The organism is Streptomyces rhizoryzae, from assembly GCF_023155275.1.
GTDB classification, from domain to species: Bacteria; Actinomycetota; Actinomycetes; order Streptomycetales; family Streptomycetaceae; genus Streptomyces; species Streptomyces rhizoryzae.
Window position 1 is genome coordinate 97,185 of the sequence record NZ_JALMUV010000010.1, and the last position, 23,101, is coordinate 120,285.

Sequence of the window (23,101 nt, forward strand, 5' to 3'; positions counted from 1 at the left end):
CCACGAGGGCGGGGCGGGCAACGAGGGCACGGTGGACGGCGTGGGCAATGAGGGCGACGCGGGCGCGGAAGGAGGTGCGGAACGGTGACGACGGGACACGAGGAGCTGTCCGGGACGGGTAACGGGCCCGTGCCGGTGCCGGTGCCGGTGCCGGTGCCGATGCCGGGGCAGGCGCCGATGGCGGCGACGGCACCGGTGGATCACCCGACGCCCGCGGCGGCCGCGGCCCCGGCCGCTCCGGCCGCCCCGGTGGCGCCGGCCGCCCCCGTGGCGCCGCCCGCCGCGTCCCCGTTCGACCCGCCACCGGGCCACCCGGGCCCGGCCCCGACGGCCCCTGCCCGCGCGGCGGCCCCTGCTCCGGGCGCGGCGGCCCCCGTGCCCCCGGCGCCCGGGGTGACTCCCGCGAGCGTGGTGATCCCCGCGCCCGCGATGGCCCCCGGGCCCCCCGCGGCAGCCGCGGCCCCTCCGTCCCCACCCCTCCCTCCGGCCGCACCGCCCACCGCGACCCCGCTCACCCCGGTGGCCGCACCGGCACCCGCCCCCGTGCCCCCGGCGGCCCCGGCCCCTGCCCCGGCCCCCGGCCGTTACGGCTCCGGCGCGCTGCCGGTGCGGACGCCCGTTTCGGTGCCGCTGCTGCCGCCCGAGCTGGCCGACGGGCAGCCCCGGCCGCGCCGCGGCGACCCGCTGGCCCGGCGCGCGGGCCGCGCCCTGCGCAAGGTGTTCGCGTCCTCGCCCGCCGCCGAGACGGCCGCCCTCACCCGCGCCGCGCACGCCATCCAGCAGCCGGTCACCAGCGGCCGGCAGATCGCGGTGTCCAGCATCCGCGGCGGCGCGGGCAAGTCCACCGTCGCCGCGCTGCTGGCGCTGACCTACGCCCACTACCGCCCCGACCCGGTGCTCGCCGTCGAGGCCGACCCGGCGCTGGGCACCCTGCCGCACCGGCTCGGCGCCCGCGAGGTCCGCTGGTCGGGCAGCGACCTGGCGCAGATCCTCGACCCGTCGATGCTGATCACCGACCTGACCGGCTACCTCCTGCCGTTCGCCGGCGGCGGCTGGCTGCTGCCCGGCAGCCAGGGCGCCATCGGGACCCGGCTCGACCTGGACACCTACCGCGTGGTCATGACCACGCTGCGCCGGCACTTCGCCGCCACCGTCGTGGACTGCGAGACGCTGCCCGCCGAGGTGGCGCGCACCGCGCTGGTCACCACCCAGGCCCGGGTCCTGGTCACCCCGGCCACCCCGGAGGGCGTGGCCGCCACCCGGTCCGTACTGGACTGGGTCGGCGGGCTGCACCCCGGGCTCCTGCCGACCACGGTCGTCGTCCTCACCCACCCCGCGCCGGACAGCGGCGTCGACGTCCGGCGGGCCGCCGCGCACCTGGGCGCCGGCGGCGCGGCCGTGCTGCCGCTGCCCTACGACCGGCATCTGGCGGCCGGCGGCGCCATCCGGGCGGAGCTCCTGGGGGCCCGCACCCGGGAGGCCGCCGCCGGGATCGCGGCCGAGGCCATGGACCGCGCGGTCTCCCGCGACCCGTCCCGCCGCCGCCCCCCGCCCCAGGGCCCCGCCCCGGACCGGCCCCCGGCCCCGGCGCCCCACCCGTACCCGGCCCCGCCCGCCGCCCCTCCGGGCCCGTACGGCGGCCTGCCCGGCAGCGCGCCCGGCGGCCCGCACGGCGCCCCCCACGGCGGCACCCCCGCCCCCTGATCCGCCCGCCGCGTGGCCCGCCACCACCGTCGTCCCGCCATGCGGACGCTTTCCGTCCGTTGGCTGAGACGGTTCGAGAGGCGGGCGGGCCGGCCGTCTACGCTGCCGGCCACCCAGGACGGGCGAAGTGGGGACAACCCCGCCATCCGCGCACCACGCGGCTGCGGAGCGTGCCCGGGGCAGGGCCTAGACTCCCGTCCGTACAGATCGTGTAAAAGTCGTTTCAAGAAGCGCAGTCAGGGAGCGAGGGGCGGACGTGCCGGACGCGACCGTACGCACCACCGCCGCCGCGGACTATTTCCAGGGCTATGCGGCCGTCGGGATCATCGCCGTGGTCGGGGTGCTGTTCGTCGCCGTGGCCTTCGGGGCCGGGCGGCTGCTGCGCCCTGTCGTGCCCACGCCCGAGAAGCTGCTGACGTACGAGTGCGGGGTCGACCCGGTCGGCGAGGGCTGGGCGCACACCCAGGTCCGCTACTACGTCTACGCCTTCCTCTACGTCGTCTTCGCCGTCGACTCGATCTTCCTCTTCCCCTGGGCGACGGTCTTCGCCGCGCCCGGTTTCGGCGGTGTCACGCTGGTGGAGATGTTCATCTTCCTCGGCTTCCTCGCCGTCGGCCTGCTCTACGCGTACAGGAAGGGCGTCCTGGAATGGACGTGACCCCCGCCTCCGCCGCCCCCGTGCCCCTGCCGGAGCCGCGGCGCCTCGGCGCGCTGGCCCGGCTCGCGCCGGAACCGATGAAAGTGGTCCTGAACTGGGGCCGCCGCTACAGCCTCTGGGTCTTCAACTTCGGCCTGGCCTGCTGCGCCATCGAGTTCATCGCCGCGTCCATGGCCCGGCACGACTTCATCCGGCTCGGCGTGATCCCGTTCGCGCCCGGCCCCCGCCAGGCCGACCTGATGGTCGTCTCCGGCACGGTGACCGACAAGATGGCCCCGGCCGTCAAGCGGCTCTACGAGCAGATGCCCGAGCCCAAGTACGTCATCTCCTTCGGCGCCTGCTCCAACTGCGGCGGCCCGTACTGGGACTCGTACTCCGTCACCAAGGGCGTCGACCAGGTCATCCCGGTGGACGTCTACGTCCCCGGCTGCCCGCCGCGCCCGGAGGCGCTGCTCCAGGGCATCCTCAAGCTCCAGGAGAAGATCGCCCGGGAGTCGCTCGGCGAGCGCTACGGCACCGCCGGACGGCCGTCCGCGGCCGCGCTCCGCAGCGGCCTGGTGACCCCGCCGCCCGCCCCGGCCGCGGACGCCACCGGGGCCACCGGAGAGGGACCCCGATGAGCGAGCAGCCCGACCGGACCGAGCAGCCCGACCAGCCCGCACAGCCGTCCCCGGAGCCGGCCGGCGAGCCGGCGCCGCAGCCCGTCGGCTGGCTGCCCGCGCCGGCCGCCGAGATCTTCGGCGCGGGCGCCGCGGCGGAGCTGGCGTACGGCCTGCTGACCGTCGACGTCCCGGCGGACGCCTGGACCGGCGCGCTGACCGCCGCCCGCGACGAGCTGGGCTGCACCTATTTCGACTGGCTGAGCGCCGTCGACGAGCCCGGCACCGGCTTCCGGATCTGCGCCCACCTCGCCGACGTGAGCCGCCCCGGGGCGGTCCGCCGGCTGGTCGTGCGGACCACCGTGCCGCACGACGCGCCCGTGCTGCCCACCGCGGTGGGCGTGTTCGCGGGCGCCGGCTGGCACGAGCGGGAGACCCACGAGATGTTCGGCGTGGACTTCACCGGCCACCCGCACCTGGTGCCGCTGCTCCTGCCGGAGACCTTCGAGGGCCACCCGCTGCGCAAGGACTTCGTGCTCGCGGCCCGGGTCGCCAAGGCGTGGCCGGGGGCCAAGGAGCCGGGGGAGCCGGCCGCGGGCGCCGGGCCCAAGCGGCGCCAGATGCTGCCGCCGGGCGTGCCCGACCCCAACGAATGGGGGCCGCTCAAGGGACAGTTGCCGCCCGCCCCGGCCCGTCCGGCCCGCGGTGCGCGGGCGGCGGGGGCCGCGGGCGAGCGCCCGGCCCGGCGCACCCGCACCGCGGGCGCGGGCTCGGCGAGCCAGCAGGCGGCCGCGGCCGGCACCCCGGCGGACGCCGCGGCCGGCGCCCCGCCCGCCCGTCCGGAGCGGCCCGCCCGGCGCACCCGCAGCGCGAGCGAGGGCTCGGCCAGCCAGCAGGCGGCCGCCGCGGAGCCCGCGGCACCGGCCACCGAGGCTCCGGCCACCGAGGCTCCGGCGCCCCGGGACGCCGCCGCGCCGCGCTCCTCCGACGCGCCCTGGCACCACGCCCGCCCGGCCTTCGGCGCCGAAGCGGAACGGGAGCCGGACCGCGCCCCCGAAGCGCAGCCGGACCGCGACCGCGCCCCCGAAGCGCAGCCGGACCGCGCCCCGGAACCCCCCGCACGGCCCGCCCGACGACCCGATGACGAAGGAGGCGACACCCCATGAGCGACACCCTCGCCCTGGTGCTGCGGGTCCTCGCCGTCTTCGTCGTCTTTCTGGTCCTCCCGCTGGTCGTCGGTCAGACCGAGCACAAGGTCATGGCCCATATGCAGGGCCGCCTCGGCCCGATGTACGCGGGCGGCTTCCACGGCTGGGCGCAACTGGTCGCCGACGGCGTCAAGTTCGCGCAGAAGGAGGACGTCGTCCCGGCCGGCGCCGACCGGCGGATCTTCCAGCTCGCCCCCGCGGTGGCGCTGCTGCCCTACCTCCTGGTCATGATCGCCATCCCGGTGGGGCCGCACAACGCCGTCGGGCAGGCGCTCGACGCCGGTGTCTTCTTCGCGCTCGCCGTGATGGGCGTCGGCGTGCTCGGCTCCCTGATGGCGGGCTGGGCCTCGGCGAACAAGTTCTCCCTGCTCGGCGGTCTGCGCACGGCCGCCCAGCTGCTCGCCTACGAGCTGCCGATGCTGCTGGCCGCCGCGTCCGTGGCGATGGCCGCCGGCACCCTCTCGCTGCCCGGCATCCTCGACGCCTTCCACTGGTGGTGGCTGCCGTGGCAGATCATCGGCGGCGTGGTGTTCTTCACCGCCGGGCTCGCCGAGCTCCAGCGGCCGCCGTTCGACATGCCGGTCGCCGACTCCGAGATCATCTTCGGCGCCTACACCGAGTACACCGGCCTCCGCTTCGCGCTCTTCCTGCTCGCCGAGTACGCCGGCATCGTCGTCCTCAGCGCGCTGACCGCGGTGCTCTTCCTCGGCGGCTGGCACGGCCCGTTCGGCGACGCCGGCCTGGGCTGGCTGTGGACGCTGGTGAAGACCGCGGCGCTCTGCTTCGTCGTCATCTGGCTGCGGGTCACCTACCCGCGGCTGCGCGAGGACCAGCTGCAGAAGCTCGCCTGGACCGTCCTGATCCCGCTCGCGCTCGTCCAGATCGCCCTCACCGGCATCGTCAAGGTGGTGATCTCCTAAATGTCCCGCCCGTCGACCGACCACCACCCCGCCGCGACGCCCGCCAAGCGGAGCCGCGTCCCCGGTTCCGGCCTGGCCAAGGGCCTGGCCGTCACGCTCCGCACGATGACGCGCAAGACCGTCACCGCGCAGTACCCGGACGTCCAGCCCGACCTCGCGCCCCGCACCCGCGGCGTCATCGGGCTGTTCGAGGAGAACTGCACGGTCTGCATGCTGTGCGCCCGCGAGTGCCCCGACTGGTGCATCTACATCGACTCCCACAAGGAGACGGTGCCGCCGGCCGCCCCCGGCGGCCGGGAGCGCAGCCGCAACGTCCTGGACCGCTTCGCGATCGACTTCGCGCTGTGCATGTACTGCGGGATCTGCATCGAGGTCTGCCCGTTCGACGCGCTGTTCTGGTCCCCGGAGTTCGAGTACGCCGAGACCGACATCCGCGACCTCACCCACGAGCGCGACAAGCTGCGCGCGTGGATGTGGACGGTGCCCGAGCCGCCCGCGCTCGATCCGGCGGCCGAGGAGCCCAAGGAGATCGCCGCGGCCCGCAAGGCCGCGGACAAGCTCGCCGCCCAGCAGGCCGCCGCCGCACCGCGGACCACCGGCACCGACGCACCCCGGGAGGAGGGCACGTGACGCTCGCCGCCGCCGGCCCCGGCTTCCTCTCGCCCACCGGGGTCGAGATCGCCTTCGTCCTCGTCGGCCTCGCCACCCTCGGCGCGGCCCTGCTGACCGTCACCACCCGGCAGCTGGTGCACGCCGCCCTGTGGCTGGTGGCCGCCCTCGGCGGGATCGCCGTGGAGTACCTCCTGCTCACCGCGGAGTTCATCGCCTGGGTGCAGGTGCTGATCTACGTCGGCTCGGTGGTGGTGCTGCTGCTCTTCGGGCTGATGCTCACCAAGGCGCCCATCGGGCCGTCCCCGGACGCCGACTCGGGCAACCGCTGGGCCGCCGTCACCGTGGCCGGCGCCTCCGCCGCGGCCCTGGTATGGATCGTCGCCGACGCCTTCCGCACCACGTGGATCGACTTCGGCGGGGCCGTCCAGGGCTCCACCGAGGTCTCCGGGCGCAGCCTGTTCCGCTACTGGGTGCTGCCCTTCGAGGCGCTGTCCGTCCTGCTGCTCGCCGCGCTGGTCGGCGCGATCGTGCTGTCCCGCCGCACCGGGGCGAAGGGCGCCGCCGAGGCCGTGGCCCCGGGCACCGCCGGGGAGGAGCGGCGCTGATGCACCTGGTCTACCCGGCGGTCCTGGCCGTCCTCCTCTTCTGCACCGGCCTGTACGGCGTCCTCGCGCGCCGCAACGCCATCCTGGTGCTGATGTCCGTCGAGCTGATGCTCAACGCCGTCAACCTCAACCTCGTCGCCTTCGACGTCTGGCTGCGCGACACCCTGCACGCCGGCCAGGCCCTCACCCTCTTCACCATCGCCGTCGCCGCCGCCGAGATCGGCATCGGCCTGGCGATCGTGCTGCTCGTCTACCGCAACCGCGGCAGCTCCGACATCGACCGCCTCCGCGACCTCGCCGAACGCCCGGCCGGACCGTCCGCTCCGGACGGGTCGGGCAGCGCGGACGGGGCGCCGCGGCCGGACACCGGGGCGGAGGCCACCGCGTGACGCTCACCACCACCGCCGTACTCGTCCCCCTCCTGCCGTTCCTCGGGGCCGTCGCCGGCTTCCTGACCGGCAGGCGCTCGCCCGGATTCGTCCGGCCGCTGGCCGTCCTGCCGACGCTCGCCGCGGCCGTGCTGACCGTCGCGGTCGCGGTGGGCCAGGGCGCCGGCCCGGCCACCGACGTCGCCACCCGGCTCACCCCGACCGGTTCGCTCCCCATCGACCTCGCGCTGCACATCGACGGCTTCGCCGCGCTGATCGCCGTCCTCGTCGGCACCGTGGCGACCTGCGTGCAGATCTACTCCACGGCGTACCTGCGGGACGACCCGCGCTACCCCTCCTACGCCGCGCTGGTCTCGCTCTTCACCTCCGCGATGCTGCTGGTCGTCTACACCGGCGACCTGATGGTGCTGCTGGTCGGCTGGGAAGTGATGGGCATCTGCTCGTACTTCCTCGTCGGCCACTACTGGGAGACCGAGGCGGCCCGGGCCGCCTCCCTCAAGGCGTTCCTGGTCACCAAGCTCGGCGACGTCCCCTTCCTGTTCGGCATCTTCGCGCTGGCCGCCGACACCGGGACCTTCCGGATCACCGGCATCCTCGGCCACATCGCCCGCGACGGGCTGCACCACCCGACGCTGATCGCGCTGCTGCTGCTGGCCGGCGTCGCGGGCAAGTCCGCGCAGTTCCCGCTGCACACCTGGCTCCCGGACGCGATGGCCGGTCCGACGCCGGTCTCCGCGCTCATCCACGCCGCGACGATGGTCGCCGCCGGGGTCTACGTCGTCGCCCGCCTCCTGCCGGTCTTCGCCGCCTCCGCCGCGGCGCTGGTCGTGCTCGCGGTGATGGCCGCGGTGACCATGGTCGGCTCCGCCCTGGCCGCCCTGGCCCAGGACGACATCAAGCGGGTGCTGGCCTATTCGACCGTCGGCCAGCTCGGCTACATGACCGGCGCGCTGGCCGTCGGCGACCGCGGCGCCGCCGTCTTCCACCTGCTGTCGCACGGTGCGTTCAAGGCCCTCCTCTTCCTCGGCGCGGGCGTGGTCATCCACGCCGCGGGCACCAACTCGCTCGCCGCCATGTCCCGTACGGGCGGCCTGGCCCGGCGCGTCCCGGACGCCTTCTGGACGCTGACCGTCGCGCTGCTCGCGCTCGCCGCCATCCCGCCGTTCGCCGGCTTCTTCTCCAAGGAAGCCGTGCTGGGCGCCGCCGAGCACGCCGCCACCGGTCACGCCGCCGGCATCCCCGGCGCCGCCGGCTGGACCGTCCTGCTCTCCGGTCTGCTCACCGCCCTCCTCACCGCCGCCTACGCCACCCGGCTGTGGCTGCTGGCCTTCCGCGGCACCGGCCCCGAGGCCCCCGACCACGGGCCGCAGCCGCTCGCCATGAACGCCGTGCTGTGGGTGCTGTTCGTCCCCACCGTCGGCTTCGGGCTGACCGCCCCCCTGCTGCCCGCGTGGTTCGACGGGCGCTCCCTGGCGCCGGGTGCCACCACCTCCGTGCTCGGCACCGGCGTCGCCCTCGTCGGCGGCCTGGTCACCTACGCCGCCTGGCGCCACACCAGCACCCGCGCCGCCCGCGCCCCGCTCGGCGCGGTGGCCGCCGTGCCCGACGTGTCGCCCGCGGTCGCCGAGGAGGTGGCCATCGACGTGCACACCCCGGCCTACGGCGACATCGCCGGCGCCCCGGACCCGGCCGACCCCGGCCGGCTCCTGCTCGGCCCGCTGCACCGCCACGCCGCCGCCGGCTTCCACCTCGACGCCGTCTACACCGCGCTGTTCGTCCGGCCCACCCGCGCCGCCGCGACGCTGGTCCGCTTCCTGGACCACGCGGTCGTCGACACCTACGTCCGCGGCGCCGGCGCCGCCCCCCGCTGGCTGGGCGCCGCCGTCCGCCGCGCCCAGACCGGGAACGTGCAGACCTACCTCGGGGCACTGCTGGCCGGCGCGCTCGTGCTGGCCATCGCCGCCGTCCTCGTCGCTACGGGCACGGGAGCCTGACCGTGAACCACACCGCCATGCAGCTCCTCCTCGCGGGCTCCGTCGTCCTCCCCCTCCTCGGCGCGCTCGCCGCGCTGCTGCCGGCCCCGCCCGGCCTGAAGGGGAAGAACCCCGACCAGGCCGTGCTGCGGCACGGCGTGACCGTCACCGGCGCGGTGCTCGCCGCGACCCTCGCGCTGGCCGCCGGCTTCGACCGCGCTCACCCGGGCCGTATGCAGGCCACCACCGACCTCAGCTGGATCCCGGCGCTCGGCATCCGCCTGCACCTCGGCGTCGACGGCATCTCGCTCCCCCTCGTCGTCCTGACCGCGCTGCTGACCTTCCTGTGCGCGCTCTACAGCTACTACGTGATGCCCAAGGGCCCGTCCCCCAAGGCATTCGTGGCGCTGATCCTCGTCCTGGAAGCAGGCACCCTGGCGACCTTCGCCGTCCAGGACCTGATGCTCTTCTTCCTGGCCTTCGAGACCGTGCTGATCCCGATGTACTTCCTCATCGCCCGCTGGGGCGGTGCCGGCCGCCGGGCGGCGGCCTGGAAATTCATCCTCTACACGCTGCTCGGCTCCGTCGTGATGCTGCTCGGCCTCCTCCTCATCGGGCTGAAATCCGGCACCTTCGACATGGTCGCACTCGCCACTGACAACGGCCCGAAAGCCCAGCTCAGCCACACCGTCCAGCTCCTGGCGGTGCTCACCGTCGGCATCGGACTGGCCGTCAAGTCCCCGATGTGGCCGCTGCACAGCTGGCTGCCCGACGCCCACACCGCCGCCCCCACCGCCGGTTCGGTGCTGCTGGCCGGCGTCCTGCTGAAGATGGGCACCTACGGCTTCGTCCGGATCGCCCTGCCCATCACCCCCGACGGCCTGCACACCGTCGCCCCCTACCTGGCCGCGCTGGCCGCCGCCGGCATCCTCTACGGCTCGCTGGCCTGCCTCGCCCTGGTCCGCACCGGCGCCCGGGGCGACCTCAAGCGCCTGATCGCCTACAGCTCCGTCGGCCACATGGGCTTCGTCCTGCTGGGCATCGCCACCATGACCCCCACCGGCGTCAACGGCGCGCTGTTCGCCAACATCGCGCACGGCCTGATCACCGGCCTGCTCTTCTTCCTCGTCGGCGGCCTCAAGGACCGCCTGGGCAGCACCGACCTGGACACCCTCGCGGGCGCCACCGGCGCCGCCCTCTACGGCCGCGCGCCCCGCTTCGGCGGCCTGCTCGCCTTCGGCGCCGTCGCCTCCCTCGGCCTGCCCGGCCTGGCCGGCTTCTGGGGCGAGATGCTGGCGATGTTCGGCGCCTTCCACCCGGCCGCCGGCCTCAGCCGCCCCGCCTTCCTGACCTTCATGGCCCTGGCCGGCCTCGGCACCCTGCTGACCGCCGCCTACCTGCTGCTGGTCGTCCGCCGGGTCTGCATGGGCGGCACCCTGAAGACCGGCCCCGCGCCACAGGGGACCGCCGGCCCGGCCCCCGCCCTCCCCGACCTCGCGCGCCACGAATACGCGGCCTGGGGCCCCCTCGCCGTCCTCACCGTCCTGGCCGGACTGTGGCCGGCCGCCCTCCTCGGCCTCACGAACCCGGCCGTCCAGCAGCTCCTCGGAGGCGGTAAGTGATGTCCCAGGCCACCTCGCTGGTCCAGTCCGTCGACTGGCTCGCCATCGCCCCGCCCACCCTCGCCGCGGCCACCGGCCTGGTCGTCCTGGTCGCCGACCTCTTCCTGCCCGCCGCCCGCAAGCCCCTGCTGGGCTGGTTCTCGACCGCCGGCCTGGCTGCCGCGGCGCTCCTGCTGCTGCCCCTCCTGGACGGCCACCGGCGCACCTTCTGCCTGACCGGCACCCCCCAGGCGTGCAGCTACGCCGCCGATCACTTCGCGCTGGCCGTCCAGTTCCTGGTCCTGGCCGGCGCCCTGCTGACGGCCCTGCTGTCCATCGACACCGTCAAGGACCACGGCCTGCCCGCCGGCGAGTACTGGTTCCTGCTGCTGTCCTCCGCCGCCGGCGCGGCCCTGCTGCCCGCCGCCCGGGACCTGGCCACCCTGGTCATCGCCCTGGAGGTCGCCTCGCTGCCCGCCTTCGCCCTGGTCGGCCTGCGGCGCGGCGACCGGCTCTCCTCCGAGGCGGCGCTGAAGTTCTTCCTCTCCTCGGTGGCCGCCACCGCCGTGATGCTCCTCGGCGTGAGCTTCGTCTACGCCGCCACCGGGAGCCTGCACCTGACCCGGGTGGCGCACGCCCTGACCGCCCTCCCGGACCCCCGCCTGGCCACCCTGGCCGGCGCCGGCGTCGCGCTCACCCTGGTCGGCTTCGCCTTCAAGACCGCCGCCGCCCCCTTCCACTTCTGGGTCCCCGACACCTACGTGGGCGCGCCGCTGCCGATCGCCGCGTACCTCTCGGTCGTCGGCAAGGCCGTCGGCTTCTCCGGCCTGATCCTCGTCACCGTCCAGGGCTTCCCGTCCTACGCGCACGTCTGGGGCCCGGCGCTGGCCGTGCTCGCCGCGCTCACCATGACCACCGGCAACGCCGCCGCGCTCCGCCAGGACCCGGCCCGCCCCCGTGGCGCGATCCGCCTGCTCGCCTGGTCCTCCATCGGCCAGGCCGGCTACCTCCTGGTCCCGATCGCCGCGGCCGGCTACGCCCACGACCCGGCGCACGCCATCGGCGCCACCGTCGCCTACGCCCTGATGTACGCGGCGGTGAACCTCGGCGCCTTCGCGGCCGTCGCCCTGGTGGCCCGCACCAGCCCCGCCAACCGCCTCGCCGACTACCGGGGCCTCTACCACCGCCGCCCCCTGGTGGCGCTCGCCCTGGGCTTCTTCCTGCTGTGCCTGGCGGGCCTGCCGCCGGGCGTCATCGGCCTGTTCGCCAAGGTCACGGTCTTCTCCGCGGCGGTCGACGCCGGCCTGGGCTGGCTCGCCGTCGTCATGGCCGTCAACGTGGTGATCGCGCTCTACTACTACCTCCAGTGGACCGCGGCCCTCTTCCGGCCCGCCGAGGCCCCCGCCGAGGGCACCGCCGGCGAGCCCGCCGACCGGTCCCGCCCCCGGATCCCGGCCGCCCTGGGCACCGCCCTGGCCCTGGCCACCGTCCTCGGCGTGGCCCTCTCCGGCGCCCCCCAGCTGGTCCTCCGCTTCGCCGCCGGCGCCCTCCTGTAAGCCGCGGCACGCCCCGCGCGGGCACCCGTACGGCCGTACCGCCGCTCCACCCCACCGCGGCACCCCGCCCGCCCCCGGGCGCGCGGGGGCCGGGGAACCACCCCTCTCCCTCTCGCGTTGACCAGGGAGTAAGGGTCCACTGGAGAGTGGAGAAACGAAGCCAAGGGTTCCCCTGCCGCACCATTTGGAGGGCGTACCGTGCACCGCCGGCACAACGGGCTCAGGACCGCCGTACTCCTCGGAGGACTGTCCGCACTCATCATCGTCATCGGCAGCTTCTTCGGCCGTACGGGCCTGATCGCCGCGGTCCTCGTCGCCGTGGGCACCAACGCCTACGCGTACTGGAACAGCGACAAGCTCGCCCTGCGCGCGATGCGGGCCCGCCCGGTCAGCGAGTTCGAGGCGCCCCAGCTCTACCGCATGGTCCGCGAGCTCTCCACGGCCGCCCGCCAGCCCATGCCGCGCCTGTACATCTCCCCGACCCAGGCGCCCAACGCCTTCGCTACCGGCCGCAACCCCCGCAACGCCGCGGTCTGCTGCACCGACGGCATCCTCCGGATCCTCGACGAGCGCGAGCTGCGCGGCGTCATCGGCCATGAGCTCAGCCACGTCTACAACCGCGACATCCTCATCTCCTCGGTGGCCGGCGCCCTGGCCTCCATCGTGATGTTCCTGGTGAACTTCGCCTGGCTGATCCCCATAGGCCGCTCGGAGGACGACGAGGGCCCCGGCCTGGTCGGCATGGTGCTCATCATGCTCCTCGGCCCGGTCGCGGCCTCCCTGATCCAGCTCGCCGTCAGCCGCTCCCGCGAGTACCAGGCCGACGCCTCCGGCGCCCAGCTCACCGGCGACCCGCTGGCCCTCGCCTCCGCCCTGCGCAAACTGGAGATCGGCACCCAGCAGCTCCCGCTGCCCCCCGAGCCGCGCCTGGAGACCGCCGGCCACATGATGATCGCCAACCCGTTCCGCCCCGGCGAGGGCCTCTCCCGCCTCTTCTCCACCCACCCGCCGATGCCCGACCGCATCGCCCGGCTGGAGCGCATGGCCGGCCGCCACCGGCCCTGACCCCGCCCGGCCGGCCCCCGCGGTGCAACGTTTTCCGTGGTCGGCGGCGTCTAGGACGGCGGAACACCCATCGCCCCGCCCCTGGAAGGCTGCCGCTCATGAAGTTCGTCCTCAACATCATCTGGCTGGTTCTCAGCGGCTTCTGGATGGCACTCGGCTACGTCCTGGCGGGCCTGATCTGCTGCATCCTGATCATCACGATCCCGTTCGGCATCGCGTCCTTCCGGATCGCCGGGTACGCCCTGGTGCCGTTCGGCCGGACGACCGTCGAGCGGCGGGACGCCGGCGCCGGCTCGGTGATCGGCAACGTGATCTGGATCATCTTCGCGGGCTGGTGGCTGGCGCTGGGCCACATCGTCACCGGTCTGGCCCTGTGCGTGACGATCATCGGCATCCCGTTCGGCATCGCCAACTTCAAGATGATCCCGATCTCCCTGCTCCCGCTGGGCCGCGAGATCGTCCCCACCGACCAGCCCTTCGCCACCCGCTGACCGCACCGCGGACCGGCGGCCGGCGCGCGGAAAGGGGCCGGGGAGCGTGTGCTCCCCGGCCCCTTTCCGGCCTCCCCTGTGCGCCGGGCGCCCCTAGCTAGTGCTGGACCGCCGGGCAGCGACCGGTGTCCGCGCCGATGGAGTTGATCTCGGCGTTGGACCGCGGGTCACCCGCGTAGTTGATCTGGTTCGTGCAGCTCACCCCGGGCTTCTTGGGAGTGCCGGACGCGGCGCTGCCGCCCTTCTGGGGCGCCGGGCAGTGGCCGGTGTCCGCGCCGATGGAGTTGATCTCGGCGTTGGAGCGCGGGTCGCCGGCGTAGTTGATCCGGTCCGTGCAGCGCTCCCCGGACTTCTTCGGGGTGCCCGCCGCCGTGCCGCTCCCCTTCTGGACGGCCGGGCAGTGACCGGTCCTGTCGCCGATGGAGTTGATCTCGGCGTTGGACCGGGGGTCGCCCGCGTAGTTGATCCGGTCGGTGCACCGCTTCCCGGACGTCGCCGCGGCGCCCGCCGGCGCGCTGTCGGCGGCGCCCTGGGCGGCCTTGCCCGGGGCGGGGGAGTCCTGGGTGCGCACCGACGAGGCGGGCGCGGACGCGGCGCTGCCGCCGCCTCCCTGGCAGGCGGTGAGCCCGAACGCGGCGACGGCGATTACCGCCGCGGCGGCGGCGTTGCGGGCATGGCGGAATGCGGTGCGGTGCGACATGTTCTTCCCCCGGGTCTCTCGACGTGGTGTTGCGGGCTCCTGGGAACGAGACTGCCGCCCCCCGCTGACGCTCCGCCGCCGTCCGGCTAACGCCTCACTAACGCCCGCGCCGGCCTCCCTCGGGCGGGCGCCCGCGAACGCAAAGGGGGCGGCACACCCCCGTGGCGTGCCGCCCCCTTTGCGCACCGCGCACCGCACGGCCCCTTCCGGGGCGCTCAGCGGTAGTTGACGAACTGGATCGCGAAGTCCAGGTCCTTGCCGCGCAGCAGCTGCTGCACCGCCTGGAGGTCGTCCCGGCTCTTGGAGCTGACCCGCAGCTCGTCGCCCTGCACCTGCGCCTTGACGCCCTTCGGCCCCTCATCGCGGATGATCTTGGCGACCTTCTTCGCGTTCTCCTGCGAGATCCCCTCCTGCATCGAGGCGGAGATCCGGTACTCCTTGCCCGACGCCTGCGGTTCGCCGGCGTCCAGGGCCTTCAGCGAGATGCCGCGCTTGACCAGCTTGGACTGGAAGATGTCCAGGACGGCCTTCACCCGCTCCTCGGCGTTGGCCCGCATCTCGATCTTCTCGCCCGACCACTGGATGGACGCGTCCACGCCCTTGAAGTCGTAGCGCTGCGAGATCTCCTTGGCGGCCTGGTTGAGGGCGTTGTCGACCTCCTGCCGCTCGACCTTCGAGACGATGTCGAAACTGGAGTCGGCCATCGTGGGTTGGCTCCTCGTACGTAGATCCATCAGAGATGCGGCCCTCGCGGACCGCCCGCCAAGCCTAGCCACCCGGCCAAGATCCAGCGCTGCGGAAGTGAGTGGCGGACCACCCCCTGCCATCGGGTATGGTTTACGTCGTTGCCAGGGAGCACCGCCGCACAGCGGGTCTCCCCGACGACACCCCCGGCGGTGTGCCCGAGCGGCCAAAGGGAGCAGACTGTAAATCTGCCGGCTCAGCCTTCCCAGGTTCGAATCCTGGCGCCGCCACAGCCCGAAGAGGCCCTGGATCGCAGCGATGCGTTCCAGGGCCTCTTCTGCATGCGCCGACGCCCCGCCGCGCCGCGGCCCGCGAGGCCGGCGGGCTCCCGCCGGCCACAGCAGCCCGCCTGACGGCCTGTCGGCGGCCGGGTACCGGGCAGGCCGCCCAGCGGCCGTCCGGGCGCCGCAGGCGCGCTCTCAGGGCCTTCCGGGGGCGTCCGCCGTCCGCGGCTCAGTGCGCGGCGACGTTCCGCACCGCGTCGGCCACCGGGACGTCCCCGCCGATCAGCTCCAGGGTCCGGCCGATCGTGCCGGGCTCGTCCAGCAGCGCCAGGAGGACGGCCGCCACGTCGTCCCGCGGCACCGCCCCGCGCCCGGTGGCGTCGGCCAGCGTCACCTGGCCGGTACCGGGGTCGTCGGTGAGCCGGCCGGGCCGCAGGATCGTCCAGTCCAGCCCGGCCCGGGCCCGTACGTCGGCGTCCGCGGCGCCCTTGGCCCGCAGATAGGCGGCGAAGACCGGATCGGTGCCCTCCGGCGGCTCCCGGTCCGCGCCCATCGACGAGACCACCACGAACCGCCGGACGCCCGCCGCCTCGGCCGCGTCCGCGAACAGCGTCGCCGCGCCCCGGTCCACCGTGTCCTTGCGCGCGGCCCCGCTGCCCGGCCCGGCGCCCGCCGCGAAGACCGCCGCGTCCGCGGCCTCCAGGTGCCGGGCGACATCGCTCACCGTCGCCGACTCCAGGTCGCAGACCACCGGTTCCGCCCCCGAGGCCAGCAGGTCGCCGGCCTGTTCCGGACGGCGGACGATGCCCGCCACCTCGTCCCCGCGTGCGTGCAGCAGCCGCTCCAGCCGCCGCGCGATCTGACCATGTCCACCTGCGATGACAATGCGCATGCTGCCGACCGTACGCCGAACCGCCCCGGCGCACCCGGGGACCGGCCGGTGCGCCGGTCAGCGCTGCGACTGCCGGGGCAGCTCCAGCGCCACGTCCACCGCCGAGTCGCAGTACTCGCGCACCGCGCTGGTCCGCGCCACCACCCGCCCCCGGTGGACCACGATCCGGCTGTACGCCAGCGACAGCACCCCGGCGATCCGCTCCCCGCGCACCGCCAGCAGCTCCGCCGGGAAGCCCGCCTCGACCCGCACCTCCGGCAGCCCCAGCGTGGCCCGCGCCGCCGCGCTCACCGCCTCGTACGCGGCCTCCGGAGTGGCCTCGCCCAGGGACGCCAGGAGGTACGCGGCCTCCAGGGGGTCCCCGCGGCCCACCGGGTTGGCCGCGTCCCGCAGCGCCCCGCTGCCCGCTGCCACCCGCACCCCGGCCGCCCGCAGCAGCCGCACCGGCGCCGGCCGCGACACCCGCGAACCGTTCCGCTCCAGACCCGTGCAGTCCCCCTGCGGCAGGCACACCACGGCCACGTCGGCCGCCGCCAGCTGCTCCGCCACCCGGGACGCCACGCTCCGCGGCATCCGGGCCATCCCGGCGCACGGCCCGATCGCCACGCCCGGCCGCAGCCCGCCGCACATCGCCGCGAACCGCGCCAGCCGCGCCGGATCGTCCCCGTCGGTGTGCAGGTCCACCGGGCAGCCGTGCTCCCCGGCCACCTCCAGGACGGTCTCCACGTACCCGGCCGGATCGGGGTCCAGGTCCGGGCAGCCGCCGATGACCGTGGCGCCCATCTTCACCGCGTCCCGCAGCAGCGCCACCCCGTTGGCCCCGGCCGCCCCGGTCAGCACCCGGGGCACCGCCACCGCGGCCAGGTCCGCCAGCCCGCGCAGCGCCCGGCGGGCCTGGAGGACCGCCTCCAGCGCGCGCAGGCCCCGGACGCCGCCGATCCGCACATGGCTCCGGGAGGCGGTGGCCCCGTGCCCCAGCTGGAGCAGCGCCGCCTCGGTGGTCCGGCGCTGGACGTCCTCGGGGGAGTCGGAGGCCGGCCCGTCCTCGTCGGCGGTCAGCGCGGTGTCGCAGTGCGCGTGCGGTTCGGCGGGCGCCGGGAGCAGCAGGTAGCCGGCGAGGTCCACCCGCGCGCCCTGCGGCGCCAGGCTCCCGGCGGTGCCGACGGCCTCGATGCGCCCGCCGCCCAGCCGCACGTCCACGGTGCGGCCGTCGGCGAGCCGGGCGCCGCACAGGACCAGCGCGCCGGAATCCGGCCGGGCGTACCGGCCGGCGCCCCCGGGCTTCCCCGGCTGCGGCGAACTGCTCTCGGACATCGCGCTCCTCGAAGCCCCGGGCGTGCAAGATCACGCAGCGTGGGTCCGAGCCTAGGGCGCGGCCGGGAGAGCGCCGCGCAGGCGCGGAATAGTCGTACCGGTGTGGTGCGGGGGGCCGGCGGGGCGCGACGCGGATTCGGATTTCACGTTTGGCGGCGGGCCGTGTAATGTCTTCCTCGCTCGCCCCAATAGCTCAGTCGGCAGAGCGTCTCCATGGTAAGGAGAAGGTCTACGGTTCGATTCCGTATTGGGGCTCTGATGTGTGGGGGACCTCGTCCTCGGACGAGGAACTCTCACATCACAGCGGTGTAGCTCAGTCGGTAGAGCAAGCGGCTCATAATCGCTGTGTCACCGGTTCAAGTCCGGTCACCGCTACTGACAGTAGCCGATTGTGGGGTCGGTCCTCCGGTCGGCTACTCTTCTATGCGTTAGTATCGCCTACCTGTTCGTCAAGGAGCACTCACGTGGCTGCCACCGACGTCCGCCCGAAGATCACGCTGGCCTGCGTGGAGTGCAAGGAGCGGAACTACATCACCAAGAAGAACCGGCGCAACGACCCGGATCGCCTGGAGATGAAGAAGCACTGCCCTCGCTGCAACTCGCACACCGCGCACCGCGAGACGCGATAACTCAGGCTCGTCCGTGAGGCCGTCCCCATTTCCTGGGGGCGGCCTCGCGGCTTTGGCACACCAGTACAGGGAGGTTGCGAGCCCCATGGCGCTCGACCAGTCATTCGTCGGACGCACGTACCCGCCCACCGACCCGTACGAGGTCGGCCGGGAAAAGATCCGCGAATTCGCCGAGGCGATCGGTGACACCAACCCCGCTCACACCGACACCGAAGCCGCCAAGGCGCTCGGGTACCCGGATGTGATCGCGCCGCCGACCTTTGTGTTCGCCATCACGTTCAAGGCCGCCGGTGTGGTCGTCGCCGACCCGCAACTGGGGCTCGACTACAGCCGGGTGGTCCACGGCGACCAGAAGTTCGTCTACCGGCGGCCGGTGCGCGCCGGGGACCGGCTGACCGTGACCTCCACCATCGAGTCCGTCAAGACGATGGCCGGCAACGAGATCGTCGACATCCGCGGCGAGGTGCACGACGAGGCCGGCGAGCACGTGGTGACCACCTTCATCAAACTCGTCGCCCGGCGCGCTGAGGAGGAAGCCTGAGATGACCGCGCAGATCTCCTACGACGACGTCGAGGTCGGCACCGAACTCCCGGCGCAGTCCTTCCCCGTGACCCGCGCCACGCTCGTCCAGTACGCCGGCGCCTCCGGGGACTTCAACCCGATCCACTGGAACGAGAAGTTCGCCAAGGAGGTCGGGCTGCCGGACGTCATCGCGCACGGCATGTTCACCATGGCCTCGGCGATCCGGGTGGTCACCGACTGGGTGGGCGACCCGGGCGCGGTCGCCGAGTACGGCGTCCGCTTCACCAAGCCCGTCGTCGTCCCCGATGACGGCACCGGCGCGCTGATCGAGGTCAGCGCCACCGTCGCGGCCAAGCTCGACGACGCCGAGCGGACCGTCCGGGTCGACCTCACGGCCAAGAGCGCGGGCCAGAAGGTGCTGGGCATGTCCCGCGCGGTGGTCAAGCTCGCCTGAGACGGGCGCGGGGGGCGGCCGGCCCGGTACCGCCGGACCGCCCCCGTACCCTTGGGCGGGTGCAGGAACGCCACGTAGCAGAGAACGCCCCGCTCGCCCCGCTGACCACCTTCCGCCTGGGCGGCCCCGCGAACCGGCTCGTCACGGCCACCACCGACGACGAGGTGATCGCGGCCGTCCGCGAGGCCGACGACACCGGCACCCCGCTGCTGATCATCGGCGGCGGCAGCAACCTCGTCATCGGCGACAAGGGCTTCGACGGCACGGCCCTGCGCCTGGCCACCCGCGGCTTCGCCCTCGACGGCACCGCGCTGGAGCTCGCCGCCGGCGAGAACTGGTCCGACGCCGTCGCCCGCACCGTCGGGGCCGGGCTGGCCGGCGTCGAGTGCCTGGCCGGCATCCCCGGCTCGGCCGGCGCCACCCCGATCCAGAACGTCGGCGCCTACGGCCAGGACGTCTCCGAGACCCTCACCGAGGTCGTCGCCTACGACCGGCGCGCCGGCGAGACGGTCACCCTCTCCGCCGCCGAGTGCGGCTTCTCCTACCGCCACAGCCGCTTCAAGCAGCACCCGGACCGCTTCGTGGTGCTGCGGGTGCGGTTCGCCCTGGAGGACGCCGGCGGGCTCTCCGCGCCCGTGCGCTACGAGCAGACGGCCCGCGCGCTGGGCGTGGCCACGGGGGAGCGGGTGCCGCTCGCCACGGCCCGGGAGACCGTCCTTGCGCTGCGGGCCGGCAAGGGCATGGTGCTGGACCCCGACGACCACGACACCTGGTCGGCCGGCTCGTTCTTCACCAACCCGGTCCTCACCGAGGCCGAGCACGCCGAGCTGGTCCGGCGCGTCCGGGAGCGGCTGGGCCCGGACGCCGCGCCGCCGGCCTTCCCCGACGGCGACGGCCGGGTGAAGACCTCGGCGGCCTGGCTCATCGACCGGGCCGGCTTCGGGAAGGGCTACGGCAGCGGCCCGGCCCGGATCTCCACCAAGCACACCCTGGCGCTGACCAACCGGGGCGAGGCCACCACCGAGGACCTGCTCGCGCTGGCCCGCGAGGTGCGCGACGGCGTCCGGGACGCCTTCGGCGTCACGCTCGTCAACGAGCCGGTCACGGTCGGCGTCAGCCTGTAGCGGCCGGGGCCGAGCCCCGGCCGGCAGCGGGCCCCAGCGGGCCCCCAGCGGCCTGCTACGGCGCCGGGGCGGCCAGCCAGGCGTCGATGTCCGCGAGGATCGCCCGGCGGTCCTCCTCGGGCGCCCTGGAGGCCCGTACGGACTGCCGGGCCAGCTCGGCCAGTTCGGTGTCGGTGAAGCCGTGCGCGGTGCGGGCCAGCTCGTACTGGGCGGCCAGCCGGGAGCCGAACAGCAGCGGGTCGTCGGCGCCCAGCGCCATCGGGACGCCCGCCTCGTAGAACGTCCGCAGCGGCACGTCCTCCGGCTTCCCGTAGACCCCCAGGGCCACGTTGGACGCCGGGCACACCTCGCAGGTCACCCCGCGGGCGGCCAGCCGGCGCAGCAGCGCCGGGTCCTCCGCGGCCCGCACCCCGTGTCCGATCCGGGCGGCGTGCAGGTCGTCCAGGCAGTCCCGGACGCTCGCCGGGCCGGACAGCTCCCCACCGTGCGGCGCCGACAGCAGCCCGCCCTCCCGGGCGATGGCGAAGGCCCGGTCGAAGTCCCGGGCCAGGCCCCGCCGTTCGTCGTTGGAGAGCCCGAAGCCCACCACCCCGCGGTCGGCGTGCCGGACCGCCAGCCGGGCCAGGGTGCGGGCGTCCAGCGGGTGCTTCATGCGGTTGGCGGCCACCAGGACGCGGATGCCCAGCCCGGTGTGGCGGGCGGCCCGGTCCACCGCGTCCAGGATGATCTCCAGCGCCGGGATCAGCCCGCCCAGCCGCGGCGCGTACGAGGTCGGGTCGACCTGGATCTCCAGCCAGCGGGAGCCGTCCCGGACGTCCTCCTCGGCGGCCTCCCGGACCAGCCGCTGGATGTCCTCGGGGGAGCGCAGGCAGGACCGGGCGATGTCGTAGAGCCGCTGGAAGCGGAACCAGCCGCGCTCGTCGGTGGCGCTCAGCCGGGGCGGCTCCCCGCTCCTGAGCGCGTCCGGCAGGTGGACGCCGTACTTGTCGGCGAGGTCCAGCAGCGTCGCCGGCCGCATCGAGCCGGTGAAGTGCAGGTGCAGATGGGCCTTCGGCAGTTGACGCAGATCACGAGCACGCTCCATCCGCAGATATTGCCGCACCCGGCCGCCACCGGGACACCCCCCGCCCCGAACGAAGGGACCGCCGCAAAGGCGTGCGGGGCCGGACGGCGCCGGCCCCGCGTCCCCCTGCGACGGGTCGGCTACTTGGCCTCGGCCAGCAGCTTCTGGATCCGGGAGACGCCCTCGGCCAGGTCCTCGTCGCCCAGCGCGTAGGACAGCCGCAGGTAGCCGGGGGTGCCGAACGCCTCACCCGGGACGACGGCGACCTCCGCCTCCTCCAGGATCAGCTCCGCCAGCTCCACGCTGGACTGCGGGCGCTTGCCGCGGATCTCCTTGCCGAGCAGCCCCTTGACCGACGGGTAGGCGTAGAACGCGCCCTCCGGCTCCGGGCACAGCACGCCGTCGATCTCGTTGAGCATCCGCACGATCGTCCGGCGGCGCCGGTCGAAGGCGGTCTTCATCTCCTCGACGGCCGCCAGGTCGCCGCTGACCGCCGCGATCGCCGCGGCCTGCGCCACGTTGGAGACGTTGGAGGTGGCGTGCGACTGGAGGTTGGTGGCCGCCTTGATGACGTCCTTGGGGCCGATCGCCCAGCCCACCCGCCAGCCGGTCATCGCGTACGTCTTGGCCACGCCGTTGACGACGATGCACTTGTCGCGCAGCTCGGGCACCACCACCGGCAGCGAGGAGAACGCGGCGTCGCCGTAGACCAGGTGCTCGTAGATCTCGTCGGTCAGCACCCACAGACCGTGCTCGGCGGCCCAGCGGCCGATCGCCTCGACCTGCTCGCGGGGGTAGACCGCGCCGGTCGGGTTGGACGGCGAGACGAAGAGCAGCACCTTGGTGCGCTCGGTGCGGGCCGCCTCCAGCTGCTCGACGGACACGCGGTAGCCGGTGGTCTCGTCGGCGACCACCTCGACCGGCTCGCCGCCGGCCAGCCGGATCGACTCCGGGTACGTGGTCCAGTACGGCGCCGGGACGATGACCTCGTCACCCGGGTCCAGGATCGCGGCGAACGCCTCGTAGATGGCCTGCTTGCCGCCATTGGTGACCAGGACGTTCGCGGCCTCGATCTCGAAGCCGGAGTCGCGCCGCGTCTTCTCGACGATCGCGTTCTTCAGCTCCGGGAGCCCGCCGGCCGGGGTGTAGCGGTGGAACTTCGGGTTGCGGCACGCCTCGACCGCCGCCTCGACGATGTAGCCGGGCGTGGGGAAGTCGGGCTCGCCGGCGCCGAAGCCGATCACCGGGCGCCCGGCGGCCTTGAGGGCCTTGGCCTTGGCGTCGACGGCGAGGGTGGCGGACTCGGAGATCGAACCGACCCGGACGGAGACCCGGCGGTCGGCGGGGGACGATGCGGAGGGAGTTGCAGCGCTCATACAGGCATCGTCGCAGACCGGCACCGGGCCCGGTACACGGGTTTCGAGGGGTGGTACGCGGCGGTACGGGAGGTTCCTGTTCGACGCCCGGCCCCGAACCACGTACACTCGCTGACCGTTGGCTCCCACCGGGTCGCCGCGGCACACGACGTAGTGCAGTCGCCCGCATGCGGTAGGTTGGGAGAACCACAAAGGGTCGTAGCTCAATTGGTAGAGCACTGGTCTCCAAAACCAGCGGTTGGGGGTTCAAGTCCCTCCGGCCCTGCTACACGCACTTCGTTCACCGAGTGCGTGCACGCGTACGTACGAAATGCACCGCCGTGCGGCCGGGCCGGGCGCGGCACGGCCACGACCCGGATTCAGGTGAGGACGAGTGACGGACGCCCTGGGCTCCATCGACATGCCTGAGCGCGGTCGTTCCGAGGACAGCACCCCGGAATCCCAGAAGAAGCCCCGCCGCGGTGGCAAGCGCGGCAAGAAGGGGCCTTTCGCGCGTCTCGCGCTCTTCTACCGCCAGATCATCGCGGAGCTCCGCAAGGTCGTCTGGCCCACGCGCGGCCAGCTGTCGTCGTACACCACCGTGGTGATCGTCTTCGTAGCCATCATCATTGGTCTCGTAACCGTGATTGACTTGGGAATCAACCGAGTCGTCGGGTACGTCTTCGGCTGATCCCGCG

The 23,101-nt window shown here is 74.3% G+C and carries 24 protein-coding genes and 4 tRNA genes; 22 read left to right on the forward strand and 6 right to left on the reverse strand.

Annotated elements, in window-relative coordinates; all coding sequences use genetic code 11:
• Positions 1-519: 519 nt before the first annotated feature.
• The 13 genes from MUU72_RS11255 to MUU72_RS11315 all read left to right on the forward strand — a co-directional run bounded on the left by MUU72_RS11255 (position 520) and on the right by MUU72_RS11315 (position 13,381).
• Positions 520-1,704 carry a CpaE/TadZ family protein gene (locus MUU72_RS11255; RefSeq protein WP_248013051.1) on the forward strand — a complete coding sequence of 395 codons (1,185 nt, stop codon included), beginning with the start codon at positions 520-522 and terminating at the stop codon, positions 1,702-1,704.
• Positions 1,705-1,960: 256 nt separating this feature from the next.
• Positions 1,961-2,362, forward strand: coding sequence for an NADH-quinone oxidoreductase subunit A (locus MUU72_RS11260; protein ID WP_248013052.1), 402 nt, complete (start codon positions 1,961-1,963; stop codon positions 2,360-2,362).
• Positions 2,353-2,982: an NADH-quinone oxidoreductase subunit B gene (locus MUU72_RS11265; RefSeq protein ID WP_248013053.1), complete on the forward strand. Its 630-nt coding sequence runs from the start codon at positions 2,353-2,355 to the stop codon at positions 2,980-2,982. Before MUU72_RS11260 ends, MUU72_RS11265 begins: the two co-directional genes overlap by 10 nt.
• A complete protein-coding gene (locus MUU72_RS11270) occupies positions 2,979-4,127 on the forward strand; it encodes an NADH-quinone oxidoreductase subunit C (protein ID WP_248013054.1) in 1,149 nt (382 codons plus the stop codon). Before MUU72_RS11265 ends, MUU72_RS11270 begins: the two co-directional genes overlap by 4 nt.
• On the forward strand, positions 4,124-5,089 hold the full coding sequence (locus tag MUU72_RS11275; protein ID WP_248013055.1) for a complex I subunit 1/NuoH family protein: 966 nt from the start codon (positions 4,124-4,126) through the stop codon (positions 5,087-5,089). Before MUU72_RS11270 ends, MUU72_RS11275 begins: the two co-directional genes overlap by 4 nt.
• Positions 5,090-5,719, forward strand: coding sequence for a NuoI/complex I 23 kDa subunit family protein (locus MUU72_RS11280; RefSeq protein WP_248013056.1), 630 nt, complete (start codon positions 5,090-5,092; stop codon positions 5,717-5,719).
• Positions 5,716-6,306, forward strand: coding sequence for an NADH-quinone oxidoreductase subunit J family protein (locus MUU72_RS11285; RefSeq protein ID WP_248013057.1), 591 nt, complete (start codon positions 5,716-5,718; stop codon positions 6,304-6,306). Before MUU72_RS11280 ends, MUU72_RS11285 begins: the two co-directional genes overlap by 4 nt.
• Positions 6,306-6,695: an NADH-quinone oxidoreductase subunit NuoK gene (nuoK, locus tag MUU72_RS11290; protein WP_248013058.1), complete on the forward strand. Its 390-nt coding sequence runs from the start codon at positions 6,306-6,308 to the stop codon at positions 6,693-6,695. Before MUU72_RS11285 ends, nuoK begins: the two co-directional genes overlap by 1 nt.
• On the forward strand, positions 6,692-8,689 hold the full coding sequence (locus MUU72_RS11295) for an NADH-quinone oxidoreductase subunit 5 family protein (protein WP_248013059.1): 1,998 nt from the start codon (positions 6,692-6,694) through the stop codon (positions 8,687-8,689). The genes nuoK and MUU72_RS11295 overlap by 4 nt, the downstream gene beginning before the upstream one ends.
• A gap of 17 nt (positions 8,690-8,706) precedes the next feature.
• Complete coding sequence (locus tag MUU72_RS11300) at positions 8,707-10,290, forward strand: complex I subunit 4 family protein (RefSeq protein WP_248013103.1); 1,584 nt, start codon at positions 8,707-8,709, stop codon at positions 10,288-10,290.
• On the forward strand, positions 10,290-11,825 hold the full coding sequence (locus tag MUU72_RS11305; protein ID WP_248013060.1) for an NADH-quinone oxidoreductase subunit N: 1,536 nt from the start codon (positions 10,290-10,292) through the stop codon (positions 11,823-11,825). The genes MUU72_RS11300 and MUU72_RS11305 overlap by 1 nt, the downstream gene beginning before the upstream one ends.
• Positions 11,826-12,023: 198 nt before the next feature.
• The gene (htpX, locus tag MUU72_RS11310; protein WP_248013061.1) at positions 12,024-12,890 is read left to right on the forward strand and encodes a zinc metalloprotease HtpX; all 867 of its coding nucleotides are present in this window, start codon (positions 12,024-12,026) and stop codon (positions 12,888-12,890) included.
• Positions 12,891-12,988: 98 nt separating this feature from the next.
• Complete coding sequence (locus MUU72_RS11315) at positions 12,989-13,381, forward strand: YccF domain-containing protein (protein ID WP_248013062.1); 393 nt, start codon at positions 12,989-12,991, stop codon at positions 13,379-13,381.
• A 97-nt stretch (positions 13,382-13,478) separates the two neighbouring features.
• Here the strand turns inward: MUU72_RS11315 and MUU72_RS11320 are convergent, their stop codons facing one another.
• Together MUU72_RS11320 and MUU72_RS11325 are read right to left on the reverse strand one after the other, a co-directional pair.
• Positions 13,479-14,081 (reverse strand): hypothetical protein, encoded by a 603-nt coding sequence (locus MUU72_RS11320; protein ID WP_248013063.1) that lies wholly within the window; start codon positions 14,079-14,081, stop codon positions 13,479-13,481.
• A gap of 215 nt (positions 14,082-14,296) precedes the next feature.
• Positions 14,297-14,785 (reverse strand): YajQ family cyclic di-GMP-binding protein, encoded by a 489-nt coding sequence (locus tag MUU72_RS11325; protein WP_248013064.1) that lies wholly within the window; start codon positions 14,783-14,785, stop codon positions 14,297-14,299.
• A 188-nt stretch (positions 14,786-14,973) separates the two neighbouring features.
• On the opposite strand from MUU72_RS11325, the gene MUU72_RS11330 reads away from it, so the two are divergent.
• A tRNA-Tyr gene (locus MUU72_RS11330) sits at positions 14,974-15,055 on the forward strand.
• A 223-nt stretch (positions 15,056-15,278) separates the two neighbouring features.
• Here MUU72_RS11330 and MUU72_RS11335 read toward each other — a convergent pair.
• Positions 15,279-15,941, reverse strand: coding sequence for an SDR family oxidoreductase (locus MUU72_RS11335; protein WP_248013065.1), 663 nt, complete (start codon positions 15,939-15,941; stop codon positions 15,279-15,281).
• Between the two features lie 57 nt (positions 15,942-15,998).
• Positions 15,999-17,255, reverse strand: a complete 1,257-nt coding sequence (locus MUU72_RS11340) for an amidohydrolase family protein (protein ID WP_248013066.1) — start codon at positions 17,253-17,255, stop codon at positions 15,999-16,001.
• Positions 17,256-17,437: 182 nt separating this feature from the next.
• Between MUU72_RS11340 and MUU72_RS11345 the strand changes: the two genes are divergently transcribed.
• The 6 genes from MUU72_RS11345 to MUU72_RS11370 all read left to right on the forward strand — a co-directional run bounded on the left by MUU72_RS11345 (position 17,438) and on the right by MUU72_RS11370 (position 19,985).
• A tRNA-Thr gene (locus MUU72_RS11345) sits at positions 17,438-17,510 on the forward strand.
• A gap of 47 nt (positions 17,511-17,557) precedes the next feature.
• A tRNA-Met gene (locus MUU72_RS11350) sits at positions 17,558-17,630 on the forward strand.
• An 89-nt stretch (positions 17,631-17,719) separates the two neighbouring features.
• Positions 17,720-17,884 carry a 50S ribosomal protein L33 gene (gene rpmG, locus MUU72_RS11355; RefSeq protein WP_006604855.1) on the forward strand — a complete coding sequence of 55 codons (165 nt, stop codon included), beginning with the start codon at positions 17,720-17,722 and terminating at the stop codon, positions 17,882-17,884.
• Positions 17,885-17,969: 85 nt separating this feature from the next.
• A complete protein-coding gene (locus tag MUU72_RS11360) occupies positions 17,970-18,425 on the forward strand; it encodes a MaoC family dehydratase N-terminal domain-containing protein (protein ID WP_248013067.1) in 456 nt (151 codons plus the stop codon).
• Between the two features lies 1 nt (position 18,426).
• Entirely contained in the window at positions 18,427-18,861 is a 435-nt protein-coding gene (locus tag MUU72_RS11365) for a MaoC family dehydratase (RefSeq protein WP_248013068.1), read from the forward strand.
• Between the two features lie 59 nt (positions 18,862-18,920).
• Complete coding sequence (locus MUU72_RS11370) at positions 18,921-19,985, forward strand: UDP-N-acetylmuramate dehydrogenase (RefSeq protein WP_248013069.1); 1,065 nt, start codon at positions 18,921-18,923, stop codon at positions 19,983-19,985.
• A gap of 55 nt (positions 19,986-20,040) precedes the next feature.
• Here MUU72_RS11370 and MUU72_RS11375 read toward each other — a convergent pair whose 3' ends face one another.
• Together MUU72_RS11375 and MUU72_RS11380 are read right to left on the reverse strand one after the other, a co-directional pair.
• Positions 20,041-21,069 carry an adenosine deaminase gene (locus MUU72_RS11375; RefSeq protein ID WP_248013070.1) on the reverse strand — a complete coding sequence of 343 codons (1,029 nt, stop codon included), beginning with the start codon at positions 21,067-21,069 and terminating at the stop codon, positions 20,041-20,043.
• 119 nt (positions 21,070-21,188) lie between these two features.
• The gene (locus MUU72_RS11380) at positions 21,189-22,424 is read right to left on the reverse strand and encodes a pyridoxal phosphate-dependent aminotransferase (protein ID WP_248013071.1); all 1,236 of its coding nucleotides are present in this window, start codon (positions 22,422-22,424) and stop codon (positions 21,189-21,191) included.
• Between the two features lie 192 nt (positions 22,425-22,616).
• Here MUU72_RS11380 and MUU72_RS11385 point away from each other — a divergent pair.
• Together MUU72_RS11385 and secE are read left to right on the forward strand one after the other, a co-directional pair.
• Positions 22,617-22,689: transfer RNA gene (locus tag MUU72_RS11385), tRNA-Trp, on the forward strand.
• A gap of 108 nt (positions 22,690-22,797) precedes the next feature.
• A complete protein-coding gene (secE, locus tag MUU72_RS11390) occupies positions 22,798-23,094 on the forward strand; it encodes a preprotein translocase subunit SecE (protein WP_248013072.1) in 297 nt (98 codons plus the stop codon).
• The last annotated feature ends 7 nt before the right edge of the window (positions 23,095-23,101 follow it).